Raw genomic sequence first — 12,984 nt, 5'->3', positions numbered from 1 at the left:
GGAACATGCCTGAACGAGCAAACCACGTGGGCCCGGTTGAGGCGTCACCCCCGGCGCGTCAGAGAGACATCCACAAGGTCAAAAAAGAACCTGCCCGGCTGGAGGGGTCAAACCGGGCAGGTCTAGGAGGGGTTAGGAGAAGGCGACGTGATGTCGGCCTACCTGATTCTTAGGTAACCACCTGCCGAATGGAATTCAACCCCTTGTCTGTTACATTTCAGCGACGGCCGAACCAGCGGGCGGATCGACCCTCTCATGGCTTGACTTCCCTCACCCAGCCGAAGGGGTCTTCCTTTTCTCCGTATTGGATGCCCGTGATTTCATCGAAGAGCCGCCGGGACCATTCGCCCACACCGCCGTCCTGGACCTTGTAAGTCTTCTCCTTGAAAAAAAGAGAACCAACCGGGGAAATGACAGCCGCCGTGCCGGCTCCGAAGATCTCCTTCATGGCCCCGGTCTCTATGGTTTCCATCACCTCGTCGATGCTGATGAGCCGCTCAGTCACCTTGATTCCCCAGTGCCCGGCCAGCTGGATCACCGAATCGCGGGTGATGCCCGGAAGAATGCTCCCGGTGAGCGGCGGGGTCACCAGTTCGTCGTCGATCCGGAAGAAGATGTTCATGGTCCCCACTTCCTCCACGTAGCGCCGTTCCACGGCATCGAGCCAGAGCACCTGGGTGAAGCCTTTTTTCTTTGCGATTTCCTGGGCGTAAAGGCTCGCCGCGTAGTTGGCCATGGTCTTGGCTTCCCCCAGGCCGCCCCGAACCGTCCGCACGTACTCGTCCGAAACATAAATTCTCACCGGATTGAACCCCTCAGGGTAGTAGGCACCTACAGGTCCGGTGATGATGTAGAAGAGGCATTCATGAGCCGGGCGCACGCCCAGGGCCGCTTCGGTCGCGATCATGGTGGGCCGGATGTAAAGCGAGGAACCCGCGCTCCGCGGGACCCACTCCGCATCGATCCGGACCAGGGCTTCTATGGCCTCCAGATGGAGATTCGGATCCACCTCGGGCAAGCACATGCGGCGTGCCGACCGATTGAACCGTTCCACGTTCTTTTCAGGGCGAAAGAGGTGGATGCGTCCGTCGGCCCAGCGATAGGCCTTGAGCCCCTCGAAGATGCCCTGGCCATAGTGGAGCACCATGGCCGCCGGATCCATGGTCAGATTATCGTAAGGCACCACCCTGGGATCCCGCCAGCCACCATTTTCCCGGTAGTCCATGAGGAACATGTGATCACTGAAGTTTTTACCGAACACCAGCTTGTCGCCCGCAGGCCTGTCGCGCCGCTGTTCCGGTCGTGCGGGTTGAATCACGATCTTCATCCGTACTCCCCCTCTCGATTCACAGGATCTATAGCCTGGCTCCGTAGCGCCGCCTCTATTCGAAAACGGCTGAATCCCTCCAATCCGCCGATTTTCGGCAAACTACACCTTATCGCCCGACTTTTCAAAGAAACAATCCACCCCTGCCACCCCGCTGCGCCCCGCCCGGTTCCGGGAAGGCGATCCGGTTCCGGAACCGCTCACTGCGTTCAAACGTTGAAAGATGCCTTGCGACGGGTTATCGATCAGAAAAAGAACGTTTCGGGAGGTGCGCCCCCCGCAACCAGCGAAGCCGCCGACAGCCGGCAGGAGGAGCGAGCGATGAAAGTGGCAGTGGACCAGATGAAGTGCGGCACCATCGGCATCTGCGTCAAGGAATGCCCGGAAGTCTTCCGTTTCCAGGAGGGAAGCAAGAAGGCCGTGGCCGTACTTGACGAAATCCCGCCCCGCCTTCACGGCAAGTGCCGGGAAGTGGCCCGCAGATGTCCCAACGAAGCGATCGTCATAACGGAATAGAAAGGCGGGCGGACGCCGGAACCCGCCCGAGCGGCCGGGCGGAACCCGATTTCAATCCGGCGAGGCTGTCTGGGCCTTTTCCTTGGAGCAATAGAGTCGGATCAGGAACTCGCTGTCCACCGGCGAGAGATCGAACCGGACGATCGCTTCGTTCACCAGCTTCTTGACGGACCGGCAGGGGTCTTCTTCAAGGTTGTCGGAAACCCACTTGACGGCCTTTCGGATGCTTTCGCCTTCAGGCATGACGGTACTCACGGCGGCTGGCTCCTTGTCTCACCCACCGGCCGGGTTCACACCGCATCTTCCCATTGCCGGCAGGATCCGTTTTTTTTGGGTTCATCTTTATCACCGTCCGACTGCGGTGTCATCCGATTTCGGCCGGGAATTTCCGGCAGCGCCGCTTGAATTCTACGGCCGCAAAAAACCGCCAGGGAAAACGGCCTCTCAGTGTTCGAAGGGGCGGATGTTCCGAAGGATCGAAGGAGGCATACCATGACGGCCTGCAAGGCCCTGACACGAGAAATGCTTTCGAAGCCCATTGATGTGCGGTCGCCGTCAGGGACCGTCGATTTCCAGACGGCCAGGCGGCTCGCCGAAGAAAAAGCGCGCGAAAGACTGGCGGAACCCATGCTTCTCGCCTGGTACGATCGCGAGGCCGGAACCTATTCCCCCAAAGTGGAATGCTGCGACGAACACAAGCCCGGCTGGCTGGTCTACGCGGAATCCCGAGGCGGCGATGTGACCGTTTCGGTGGACCGCGAGGCCTACGTCTTTGTCTTCCGAAGCGGCCCTTGAGGCGCGAGGCGGATCGAGGGGCGTCGAAGCGAAAGGCCCTTCGACGTTCGTCCGCGAGGGGACCGTGCCGGTCACAAATCTTCTCGAACAATCAAGCCTTCCGGAAGTTCGTCCAGGAAGCGGCTGGGGCTCACAAGTTCGCCCCTCCGGGTGCGGCACCAGCTGAGGTGCAGCCGCTCCGAAGCCCGGGTCATGGCCACGTAAAGCAGGCGCCGCTCTTCCTCGATTCCCGCCTCGTTTTCCAGCGCCCCGCCCTCCTGGCCGGTCCCGACCGTTACCGACCGCCAGTGAGGCAGCAGCCCCTCTTCCACGCCCGCAACGAAAACCACCCGGTATTCCAGTCCCTTGGCGGCGTGGAAGGTGGAAAGCCGCACCCCGTGGCCGTCGTCGGCGTCGTCCTGGTCTTCCCGAAGTAGGGCGCAGTCTTCCAGGTATTCGGCGATGGTCTGTTTCTGAGAAGCCGCGTGCACCATCTGTTCGATGTTCTCCAGGCGCTCTCCGGCATCGCGTTCATTTTCCGCAAAGGCTTCCAGATACTCCACATAGCCGGTTTCTTCCAGGATCCGGCGGATGGCCCGATCGGGTCTTTCCCGGCCGAGGCTTTCCAGTAGATGGAGGAGTCGCCCCAGTTCCTTCGCCGTCTTCTTCGGGAGAACGCCGTCTTCAAAGGCCAGCCGGCAGGCCTCCTGCATCGAAAGCGGCCCCGCCTTGTAGCCCATGATCTTCTGAAGGGTTCCGGAACCAATGCCCCGCCTGGGGACGTTCACGATCCGTTCGAATGAGGCGTCATCCCTCGGATTGACACTGGCGACAAGGTAGGCGTTGATGTCCTGCACTTCCCTCCGTTCGAAGAATCCCCGTCCCCCCATCAATTGATAGGGTATCCCCGACGAACGGAAAGCACGTTCAAAAGCGAGCGAACAGAAGCGGGTGCGGTAGAGGACGGCCATCTGATCCAGGGGGATCTTCTCGTAAAGATGGTATTGCCAGCAGCAGTCGGCCACCCAGGCCGCTTCGAGGTCTTCGCCCGTAAAGCCTCGGACGGCGACGGGAGGGCCCGAACGCCGGCTGAAGCAGGTCTTTTCGATCCGGTACCGGTTGTGAGCGATCAGGGCTTCCGCAGCCTTCACGATGGCTTCGGTCGAGCGGTAGTTCTCCTCGAGTCGGAACACCGCGGCCCCGGGGAACTTTTCCGGAAAGCGGATGAAATGCACCGGATCGGCGCCGCGAAACCGGTATATGCTCTGGTAGTCGTCGCCCACCACCGTCAGCCGGCCGTCTCTCAGGAGCAGGTCGACGATTTCGTTCTGGATGGCGTTGGAATCCTGGAACTCATCGATCAGGATATAATCGAAGAGTCCCCGGCAGATTTCACGCACTTCGCCGTAGTTTCGGAGCAGGTCCCGGGTGAGCATCAGGATGTCGTCAAAGTCCACAGCGTTCTGCTGTACCAGGAGTTCGTTATAGAGTTCGTAAGCTTCCCGTTTTCTCGGAACGCGGAAGGAATGGTCCAGGGCGTGCCAGGGATTTTCCGAATTCTTGGCCCGGGAAATGGCCGCCCGCATCGGGTTGAGAAGCTTGGGATCGAGGTCCAGTCGTCCGAGCACTCTCTTCAGATTGGTCTTCTGCTGGTATTCCGAGTGGATGGTGAGGGGCTTCTGATAGCCCAGAACCTCGCAGTGCTCCTTGAGGATCTGAAAACAGGCGCTGTGGAAAGTGCGAACCCAGGGGAAGGCTTCGGCCGGTCGGCCCGTGACCGCCCGCAGGCGGCTTTTCATTTCGCCGGCCGCCTTGTTGGTGAAGGTGATGGCGAGGATCCGAGCCGGATCATGGCCGAGCCGGTTCACCAGGTGGGCGATCTTGGCCGTAAGGGTTCGAGTCTTTCCGCTTCCGGCGCCCGCCGTCACCAGCGACGGCCCGTCCACGTACTCCACCGCTTTCCGCTGCTCTTCCGAAAGTTCCAGCATGCGTTCCTTCGCCTTCGGTTTTGCTTGTCGATTTCCCCGGCCGTTCCCGCCGGCGGCGCCTCCATATCCCCCAGGCCCGCCTCCGGTGTCAAGCCTTCTCGATATTCCAGGAGCCCGTTCGGCAGTCAAAAGTCAGTGATTCTGATCCCTTGATGGGAGCAGCCTTGACCGTGACGGGGGTCGCCTACCTGCCGGCAGGCAGGCCGGCAAGCCACACGCTTGTCGTGGAGGATCGGTCTGTGGTAGAGACTAACTCTCGCAACACCCACCGCTCTCGCAGCCCGAAAAGCACCCGAGAGGGCGGCGATTTCAAAAAGCGATCAGGGAGGGCCGGTTCGGCCCTGAGATGCCGATGGACCGGGCGGGGAGAATGCAGATGACCGAAAAGATCACGATAGAGGAAGTCCGCCACGTGGCCGAGTTGGCGCGGCTCGAACTGGACGACACCGAAGTGGAGCGCATGACCCGTCAGCTCAACAGCATCCTGGGCTACATCGAAAAGCTGAACCAGGTGGATACGTCTCAGGTGGAACCCACGACCCACGCCATCCAGATCCAGAACGTCTTCCGCTCCGACGACGTCCGGCCTTCCTTGGAACGGCAGGCCGGTTTGGCGAACGCTCCTCGGACCGACGGGGTGAGTTTCGTCGTTCCGAAGGTGATCTGAAAACCCCTTTGAAGCAGGTGCCCCCATGCCGCAGCTCCACGCCTTGACCTTGCACGAACTCCGTGACCTCCTGGCGCGAAAAGAAGTGAGCGCCGTCGAAATCGTGAGCGCCTTCCTTCGCCGGATCGAGGCCGTCGATGCGCGACTCAACGCCTTCATCACCGTGCTCGCCGACCAAGCCCTTGCCCAGGCCGAGGAGATAGACCGGGATCGCCCTGATGTCCGGGAAAAGCCGCTTGCCGGGATGCCCCTGGCGCTGAAAGACGTTCTGTGCACCAAGGGAGTCCGAACCACCTGCGGATCGCGTATCCTCGAAAACTTCCGGCCGCCTTTCGACGCCACCGCCGTCGAACGCCTCAAAGGCGCAGGTGCGATCTTTTTGGGCAAAACGAACATGGACGAGTTCGCCATGGGATCGTCCAACGAGAATTCCGCATTCGGCGCGGTTCGAAATCCCTGGGATACGGAACGGGTCTCCGGCGGCTCCAGCGGTGGGTCCACGGCGGCCGTAGCGGCGGACCTTTGCGCGGCGGCCATCGGGACGGACACAGGAGGGTCCATCCGCCAGCCGGCATCCTTTTGTTCCGTGGTTGGGTTGAAACCGACCTACGGCCGCGTTTCCCGCTACGGATTGGTCGCTTTCGCTTCCTCGCTGGACCAGATCGGACCCATCACCAAGGACGTGGAAGACGCGGCCCTGGTGCTCCAGGCCGTGGCGGGACACGACCCCAGGGATTCCACGTCCGTGGACATTTCGGTGGAGGACTACGCGGCCGCCTTGAGACGGCCCGTCCAAGGCCTTCGGCTCGGCATTCCGAAGGAATATTTTGTGGAAGGGACCGATCCCGATGTCGCCGATGCGGTGGAAAAAGCCATCGGTACCTGCGAACGTCTCGGGGCCCGGCGGGTAGAAGTGTCGCTCCCGCACACGGAATACGGAGTCGCCGCCTATTACATCATCGCCCCGGCGGAAGCCAGCTCCAATCTGGCGCGCTATGACGGCGTGAAATACGGATACCGGGTGGAAGAAGCGAAGGATCTGCTTTCCATGTACTGTCTGACCCGTTCCCGAGGATTCGGCCCCGAAGTGAAACGCCGGGTCATGCTGGGAACTTACAGCCTCTCGGCAGGCTATTACGACGCCTACTACCGAAAGGCGTCTCAGGTTCGGACGCTCATCCGCAACGACTTCATCGAAGCCTTCAAGGTGTGCGACGCCATCCTGGCACCCGTGAGTCCCTTCCCCGCGTTCAAGATCGGCGAAAAAACCGACGACCCCCTCCAGATGTACCTGAGCGACGTCTTCACGCTTCCCGCCAGCCTGGCTGGGGTGCCGGGTGTCTCCGTGCCGTGCGGGTTCACCCGGGAAGGCCTTCCCATCGGGTTGCAGATCCTGGGACCTCACTTTCGTGAAGACCGGGTGCTTCAGGTCGCCTGGCACTTCGAACAGGCCCTGCCGGAGGTCAAGAGGAAGCCGGACCTGGACTGAGAGGTTGTCCAAAAACAAGCTCACGAAAGTCGGGCTCTGAGGTTCCTTCGAACGCCGATTGCCTTTCGCGTGACCCCGTCGAACGCCCCTCGGCCGGGACCGGCATCCATCCCGCAGGTGTCCAGGGCTTGGAAGCCCTCCGAATGTCAAAAAATCCCCCTCCCCTTAATCCCCTCCCACAAGGGGAGGGGAAATAGAATTTGGCATCAAATATCAGCTCTATTATTTTGTACGCTACTAAAGATTTTCAAGCACTTGCCGATTCAGTCCATGAAGGACTACGGATCCCGGAAGCCGTCATCCCCCGACCGAACGGATGGTTGCCATGTCAGCCCACCAAGAATCGGCAGATCCTTTGATCATCCTGGGAAAGCTCGCCATCAAGTACGGGATGGCTCAGCGGGAGCAAATCCGCGAGGCCCTCGCGTACCATAGGGCTCAGAAGGAGGAGGGGAAGGAGATTCCCCTGGGGGAAATCCTGGTGTCCCGGGGAATCCTTTCCGCAGACCAGTTGGACCACCTCCTGGAGGTTCAGTCCTTCTTGATCCTGCGCCAGAAGGACAAGCAATTCGCGGCGGCGGCGGTGCAACTGGGCTTGGCCGGTCCTCAGAGCGTGGAAGGGGCGCTCAACGATCAATGGGAGGCATTCAAGCAGCACCGCATCATCCGCCCTTTGGGGGCTATCCTGGCGGAAAGGGGCATCCTCACGGAAGAAGACCAGGAAAAGGTATTGACGTTTCTGTCTGAAGGAAACATCGAAGGGGCTCCCCCTGAATGCCTGGCGCCTTACCAGCCGCCCCGGCCGTCCTCGGAAACGGCCGAGACGCATCCCCGGCGGGAAGGCGCGGAAGACGTTCGGGACACCGCGGTCCCGGAGGCACCTCCCCCCTGGATGAAGGACCTGTTCAGCCTTGAAGCCTCCAGTGACGGGATGGAGGCGTACCTGGTGGTTCGCTGCCTGGTCGCGGAAGCGCCCACGCCGGCCGCGCTGAAGGCGTTTGTTCGAAGCAACGGGATCGTGGGGGAACTCTTTCCGTTGAGCCTCGTCGTCGACATGCTGAACAAGAGACCCAAAAAGGACACGAAGATTTCCATCGCCCAGGGAACGCCCCCCAAGCCCGGCCGGGACGCCCAAATCAAGTACTATTTCGACACCGATCCACTGAAAATCGGAACCATCCGTTCGGGCGGCAAGATCGACTTCCGGGAACGCGGTGAGATCCCGCAGGTTCGCCCGGGCGATCTGCTGGCCGAAAAGATCCCCAAGGTCAAAGGCGAACCCGGAACGGACGTTTATGGAAAAAAGATTCAGCCGCCGGAACCCCGTGACGTACGCCTTCGTTGCGGCCCCGGTGCGCGCCTCTCCGAAGACGGACTCAAGGCCTATGCCGCCAAACACGGGAGTCCAGCCGTCACCGCCGACGGAAAGATTCTCGTCAACCCGCAGCACGTGATCCGCGGCAACGTCGACCTCACCACCGGCCACGTGGACTTCGAAGGCGCCGTCCTGGTGACCGGAACCATTGAAGACGGTTTTCGCATCCGATGCAACAGCCTTGCCGCAGGAGAAATCGCCAAGGCGGAGATCGAAACCCAGGGAAACGTGACCGTTTCCGGGGGCATCATCGGCGCCCGCATCCACGCACAAGGCGCGCTGAGAACCCGGCACGTGTTTGGAGCCACCATTCGAGCGTCCGGCGACATCGTGGTGGAATCAAGCATCGTGGACTGCACCATCGAAACGAGCGGCGCCTGTATCGTTCGAAGCGGCAAGATCCTGTCGTCGAACGTGATCGCGAAACAGGGCATCGAAGCCCTCCAGATCGGTTCGGAACAGTCCCGGGCCTGCCGGCTGACCTTCGGCGTGGACAGCAAGCTCAAGGAAGACCTGGCCGTCCTGAGCCAGCGGATCGCCATGTGCCGCGACCGGATGCATCGGCAGATGAATGCTGAAGGCAAGCTGAAGAGGCTCGTGGAACGCACCGAACTCAAGGTGGGTTCACTGGCGGTGATGCAGGATCAGGCGACCCGCGAACTCCGCGCTATCGAGGCGAAGGCCTCACAGGGCGAGGCCGCGGCGGACCCCGACACGACCCGGAGAATGAGCCGGCTGGAAGCTCGCATTCAGGAAGCCGAAAAAGAGCTGGAACGCCTGTTCGACCTGGAAGACCGCATCAAGAAGAAGATCGGCGACGTCGCGGCCAAGAAACAGTCGCTCCACCTGACCATGGACCACCTCAGAGCCGAAATGGAAGCGCTCGCCGAATGGGGGAAATCCAATCGAGCTCCAGCGGTCATCAAGGTTTACGACACGGTGATGCCCGGAACGGAAATCCGGGGCCGCTGGTCGTCCATGAAGGTGGGAGGAGAACTCAAACGCGTGCTCTTCAAGGAAGTCAAGGTGGACGAACCGGAAATGCCGGCGGCAGTGCAGGCGAAAATCACGGTGCGGCCGCTGGAATCCTGAATCCCGCTGTGACCGGCCTCCGTCCGGGTGGAACGATATTGAGCAGAACTTTCTGGATCACCCGTTCTGTCGAGCGGCCATGGAGCGTCCGGCAAGGAGACCGAATCCGTTTGCGACGGCTTCGACGAACCGGAGACCGGCCCGTCTTCGCCCCCCGTCTACGCCTTGCAGTCCTGGCTGAAATAGCCCCTGGGGACCGTGACGATCCCGCGCGCCGTCACAGGGAACCGCTTTCGGTCTTCCTGGGGTGACATGCCGATTTCGGTGCGGGGAGGAATCACATTGTCCTTGTCGATGATGGCCTTCTTGATCCGGCAGTGCCGGCCCACCTCCACGTCGTCCATGATCACCGATTCGTCCACCTCGGCGTAGCTTCGTACCACCACGTTGTAAGAGAGAACGGAACTGCGTACGTAACCGCCGCTGATGATACACCCGTGGGGGATGATGGAATCCACCGCCGTGCCCACCCGCTCCCCTTTGTCGGAGCGTTGTTCGAACACGAACTTGGCCGGTGGATACTGCCGCTGGTAGGTCCGGATGGGCCAAAGGTTTCCGTAGAGGTTGAAGAAAGGGTTGACACCGGTCAGGTCCATGTTGGCGTTCCAATAAGCGTCCAGGTTGCCCACATCCCGCCAGTAGGTGGAATCCCGAGTCGGATCTTCCAGCTTGGAGCGCCGCACACCGTTGGGATCCGCAAGCGTCACGTAATCGCGGATCCGGTTGCAGCGGCGGTAAGGATAAGCGAAGACGTTCAGCTCCTCGAGCATCCTCGGGATGATGTCTTTTCCAAAATCTTCGTAGTCCGTCTTCCGAAGCACCTCCAGAAGCACTTCCGTTCGAAACAGGTAGATTCCCATGGACGCCAGGGATCGCTCAGGGTCGTCGGGAAGGGGACGGGGGTCCCTGGGTTTCTCCTGAAAGCTGCGGATCCTGAATTCGTTGTCCACGTCCGCGATCCCGAATTCGGACGCATGCGCCCGATCGACCTCCAGCAGGCCCACCGTCACGTCCGCATTTTTTTCTTCGTGGTATTCGCGAAACAGCGTGTAATCCATCTTGTAGACATGGTCTCCGGAAAGGATGAGCACGTGGCGCGGGCTTTCGCGCTCCACCAGAAACAGGTTCTGGCGGACCGAATCGGCCGTGCCGCGGTACCAATCTTCACCGAGCCGCTGCTGTGGGGCGACGATCCGCAGATAGTGACCCAAACCGCTCGAGAATATGTTCCAGCCTTCCTCCAGGTGATCCACCAAGGACTGGGATTTATATTGAGGAAAAACAAGAATCTTGTAGAGTTGGGAATTGATGCAGTTGCTCAGGGGTATGTCGATCAGCCGATAGATCCCTCCAAACGGGACCGCAGGTTTCGATCGATCCCGGGTCAGCGGCATCAGGCGCTGACCTCGCCCCCCCGCCATAATGACCGTCAGTACATCCCGCATGGCTCCGCTCCTATTCCGGCTCGATTCGGGCGGCTTCGCTTCGATCCGGCCACCCAATCCAGCCGTTTCAAGACGTTCAGTCGAGATACTCGACGTAATTATCAGGAAGTGTGTGATCCCGGTAGACGATCCGGCCGTTTCGGTCCACTAGAACGAAAAGGGGTATTCCTTGAACGCCGTAGCTTTCCGTGACCCGGCTTCCATCGTCGTACAAAACCGGAAAGGGCACGGGATGCGCTTTCTGATAACGCTCCAGCCGGTCCAGCGAATCGCCTGAACCCACGTTGATGGCCAGGATCTCCAGGCGCTCTTCCGGGGTTTTCCGTCTGAACTCGGCCAGTTCCTTCTTCACCGACTGGCAGGCGGGACACCAGATGGCCCAGAAATAGAGCAGCACCGGACGCTTTCCCCGGTAGTCGTTCAGCCTCACGGGCATGCCCCGGGTCACTTCCGTCAATTGGAAGTCTTCTGCAACGGAAAGATCTTTCCGCCCCAGGAGTTCCATAACCTTGGAAAAGTAGGAACCACCTTCGGCCGATGCGTCGTGAGCGGCGCACAGGAGCAATCCCAGCGCCGCGACCGCGGCCGTGTTTCGCCGCAGGCTCCCTTTGGCCCAGAATCCCTTCATATCCAAAACTCCCCCGCTTTGACAAAAAAGTATTCCGCCTCCAGAATCATCAGCAGGGCGAACCCTTTCTGAATGCGCGCCATCCAAGGGCCGGAACGGGGAAGCGACGTGAGAAGACCCGCGAAGGTGCCCACAAGGATCACCAGGCTCCCCATCCCGTAGGCGAAGAGGAAAAGCGTTCCCATCCCCATTAGCACATTCCGCCCGGTGGCAACAAGGGTGAGCAGCGCACCCAGGATCGGCGTGGTGCAGGGACTCACCACCAAAGCCGAAACCCCGCCCATGAACACACTGGTAACCAGATCGTGTCCCGAAAAACTTCGGGTCTGAAACCGGCTCAAGAACGCCGGCATCCGAAGGGGAATCACATCCAGCAGGGTGAGGGCGAACAGCAGGCAGAGGTTGCCCACGAACAGGTAAACCCAGGGATTCATGGTGAGGGTTCCGAAGAGGCGCCCGGTCAGGGCCGCCGCGGCGCCCAAGGCCGAATAAATCACCGCCATGCCGAAAACGTAAAATGCCGAGAGCAGGAACCCGCGCCACCGTTTCCCTCCGGCGCGGCTTCCCACGAAGGCCACGGTGATGGGCAACATCGGGTACGTACAGGGCGTGAAACCAGCCAGGATACCACCCACCAGGGCGACCACCAGCCCCAGCCACGGATCTTGCGCTGCCAGGCTTTCAAGCCGATCCATTCATTTCATCCATTCGCCAAAGGTTCTGTCTGCAGCAGCTGTGACTCCCAGGCGGCCCACTGCAGCTTGAAAACCCCCTCGGGAAAACCCGCTCCCATGAGCCTCAAGCCATGACCGCCTCAGCCCGAAAGCGGCGCGTCCTTCACGCCGCCTGAAGCCGAGCCGCCTCCAAGACCGAAAGCCACTCCCGTTCCCAATTGCTCCAGAACCCTCACGCTCTTCAAAGGCCGGTGGGTCTGGGATTCCACCCAGCGGGTGAGCGCACTCAAGAGCGCCCTTTTTTTGTCTTCCCGCACGCGAAGGCGCCAGAGTCTCAACAGGTCCAGCCGCTTGACCTGTCCAATGAGCCTCACCGTACCCAGGTCCAGGGCCAAACCCATCCTTTCGCCCTCCGGGTGTTGCGAGCAGATCGGAGCTCCAACGCCCGGAAGCCACCACCAGGACCTGTCCTCGTGCGCCGCACGGCCGCAGAGGCCGCACCGCTCGAAATCCGGAAGGTACCCTGCCAGGTCCATGAAACGCAGCAGGAAAAGGATCACCGCATTCAGCGGATCCCTCTCCGTACATAATCGACTCAATGTTTCTTTGAAAAGTCCGAACAGTTCCGGCTGTGCCTCACCGGCGGGAACCATGCTTCTCAGCACTTCCCCGGCCAGTGCCGCCGCAGCCCACCGGTCCATGCCGTTTCTCAGCACCAGGTGAGCTTCCACGAGCTTGCAGGCTTCGATCCAGGCGAGTCTTCTTCGTTCCCGGAGCGTCAGCCTCACCAGGCTGAAAGGTTCGAAGGCGTTGACGAACCGTTTTCGGCTTCGCCGCGCGCCTTTGGCCATTCCGGAAACCATGCCGGCCTGTTCCGTGTAGAAGGTCACCACACGGTCCGACTCGCCCGTGTCCGTGGCATGAAGCACGATGGCTTCCGTTTCAATGATTTTCATGGGAAATATCGTTCCGGGAAAAGAGATGGTGGGGCGGGGTAACCGGCACAGCC

At 60.7% G+C, this 12,984-nt stretch carries 12 protein-coding genes; 5 read left to right on the top strand and 7 right to left on the bottom strand.

Annotated elements, in window-relative coordinates; genetic code table 11:
- Positions 1-253 precede the first annotated feature (253 nt).
- Complete coding sequence (locus FDQ92_RS09855; RefSeq protein WP_137424599.1) at positions 254-1,327, bottom strand: branched-chain amino acid aminotransferase; 1,074 nt, start codon at positions 1,325-1,327, stop codon at positions 254-256.
- Between the two features lie 321 nt (positions 1,328-1,648).
- On the opposite strand from FDQ92_RS09855, the gene FDQ92_RS09850 reads away from it, so the two are divergent.
- Positions 1,649-1,843, top strand: coding sequence for a ferredoxin (locus FDQ92_RS09850; RefSeq protein WP_137424598.1), 195 nt, complete (start codon positions 1,649-1,651; stop codon positions 1,841-1,843).
- A 51-nt stretch (positions 1,844-1,894) separates the two neighbouring features.
- Here the strand turns inward: FDQ92_RS09850 and FDQ92_RS09845 are convergent, their stop codons facing one another.
- On the bottom strand, positions 1,895-2,098 hold the full coding sequence (locus FDQ92_RS09845) for a hypothetical protein (RefSeq protein WP_137424597.1): 204 nt from the start codon (positions 2,096-2,098) through the stop codon (positions 1,895-1,897).
- Positions 2,099-2,335: 237 nt separating this feature from the next.
- Here FDQ92_RS09845 and FDQ92_RS09840 point away from each other — a divergent pair, with 237 nt between their 5' ends.
- Positions 2,336-2,638, top strand: coding sequence for an AF1514 family protein (locus tag FDQ92_RS09840; protein ID WP_137424596.1), 303 nt, complete (start codon positions 2,336-2,338; stop codon positions 2,636-2,638).
- A gap of 71 nt (positions 2,639-2,709) precedes the next feature.
- Here the strand turns inward: FDQ92_RS09840 and FDQ92_RS09835 are convergent, their stop codons facing one another.
- Positions 2,710-4,605 carry an ATP-dependent helicase gene (locus tag FDQ92_RS09835; protein ID WP_137424595.1) on the bottom strand — a complete coding sequence of 632 codons (1,896 nt, stop codon included), beginning with the start codon at positions 4,603-4,605 and terminating at the stop codon, positions 2,710-2,712.
- 376 nt (positions 4,606-4,981) lie between these two features.
- Here FDQ92_RS09835 and gatC point away from each other — a divergent pair, with 376 nt between their 5' ends.
- The 3 genes from gatC (at position 4,982) to FDQ92_RS09820 (ending at position 9,228) form a co-directional block, all read left to right on the top strand.
- The gene (gatC, locus tag FDQ92_RS09830; protein WP_137424594.1) at positions 4,982-5,272 is read left to right on the top strand and encodes an Asp-tRNA(Asn)/Glu-tRNA(Gln) amidotransferase subunit GatC; all 291 of its coding nucleotides are present in this window, start codon (positions 4,982-4,984) and stop codon (positions 5,270-5,272) included.
- Positions 5,273-5,297: 25 nt separating this feature from the next.
- Positions 5,298-6,761 carry an Asp-tRNA(Asn)/Glu-tRNA(Gln) amidotransferase subunit GatA gene (gene gatA, locus FDQ92_RS09825; RefSeq protein WP_137424593.1) on the top strand — a complete coding sequence of 488 codons (1,464 nt, stop codon included), beginning with the start codon at positions 5,298-5,300 and terminating at the stop codon, positions 6,759-6,761.
- Between the two features lie 325 nt (positions 6,762-7,086).
- Positions 7,087-9,228 (top strand): FapA family protein, encoded by a 2,142-nt coding sequence (locus FDQ92_RS09820; RefSeq protein WP_170180283.1) that lies wholly within the window; start codon positions 7,087-7,089, stop codon positions 9,226-9,228.
- Positions 9,229-9,386: 158 nt separating this feature from the next.
- Here FDQ92_RS09820 and glgC read toward each other — a convergent pair whose 3' ends face one another.
- The 4 genes from glgC to recO form a co-directional block, all read right to left on the bottom strand.
- Positions 9,387-10,718 (bottom strand): glucose-1-phosphate adenylyltransferase, encoded by a 1,332-nt coding sequence (gene glgC / locus FDQ92_RS09815; RefSeq protein ID WP_342780376.1) that lies wholly within the window; start codon positions 10,716-10,718, stop codon positions 9,387-9,389.
- Between the two features lie 31 nt (positions 10,719-10,749).
- On the bottom strand, positions 10,750-11,301 hold the full coding sequence (locus FDQ92_RS09810) for a TlpA disulfide reductase family protein (RefSeq protein WP_137424590.1): 552 nt from the start codon (positions 11,299-11,301) through the stop codon (positions 10,750-10,752).
- A complete protein-coding gene (locus FDQ92_RS09805; protein ID WP_137424589.1) occupies positions 11,298-11,996 on the bottom strand; it encodes a cytochrome c biogenesis protein CcdA in 699 nt (232 codons plus the stop codon). Before FDQ92_RS09805 ends, FDQ92_RS09810 begins: the two co-directional genes overlap by 4 nt.
- Positions 11,997-12,115: 119 nt before the next feature.
- Entirely contained in the window at positions 12,116-12,931 is an 816-nt protein-coding gene (gene recO, locus FDQ92_RS09800) for a DNA repair protein RecO (protein WP_137424588.1), read from the bottom strand.
- Between the last annotated feature and the right edge of the window lie 53 nt (positions 12,932-12,984).

The sequence above is a fragment of the Desulfoglaeba alkanexedens ALDC genome, from assembly GCF_005377625.1.
GTDB lineage: Bacteria > Desulfobacterota > Syntrophobacteria > Syntrophobacterales > DSM-9756 > Desulfoglaeba > Desulfoglaeba alkanexedens.
The sequence above is the reverse complement of the archived record's forward strand: the minus strand, read 5'-3'. Positions and strand labels throughout refer to the sequence as shown.

Bases quoted from the DNA above. Each gene is read 5' to 3' on its own strand.
- FDQ92_RS09805 (WP_137424589.1), bottom strand. From the start codon at position 11,996: ATGGATCGGCTTGAAAGCCTGGCAGCGCAAGATCCGTGGCTGGGGCTG.
- gatA (WP_137424593.1), top strand. From the start codon at position 5,298: ATGCCGCAGCTCCACGCCTTGACCTTGCACGAACTCCGTGACCTCCTG.
- recO (WP_137424588.1), bottom strand. From the start codon at position 12,931: ATGAAAATCATTGAAACGGAAGCCATCGTGCTTCATGCCACGGACACG.
- FDQ92_RS09810 (WP_137424590.1), bottom strand. From the start codon at position 11,301: ATGAAGGGATTCTGGGCCAAAGGGAGCCTGCGGCGAAACACGGCCGCG.
- FDQ92_RS09820 (WP_170180283.1), top strand. From the start codon at position 7,087: ATGTCAGCCCACCAAGAATCGGCAGATCCTTTGATCATCCTGGGAAAG.
- FDQ92_RS09835 (WP_137424595.1), bottom strand. From the start codon at position 4,605: ATGCTGGAACTTTCGGAAGAGCAGCGGAAAGCGGTGGAGTACGTGGAC.
- FDQ92_RS09850 (WP_137424598.1), top strand. From the start codon at position 1,649: ATGAAAGTGGCAGTGGACCAGATGAAGTGCGGCACCATCGGCATCTGC.
- FDQ92_RS09840 (WP_137424596.1), top strand. From the start codon at position 2,336: ATGACGGCCTGCAAGGCCCTGACACGAGAAATGCTTTCGAAGCCCATT.
- FDQ92_RS09855 (WP_137424599.1), bottom strand. From the start codon at position 1,327: ATGAAGATCGTGATTCAACCCGCACGACCGGAACAGCGGCGCGACAGG.
- gatC (WP_137424594.1), top strand. From the start codon at position 4,982: ATGACCGAAAAGATCACGATAGAGGAAGTCCGCCACGTGGCCGAGTTG.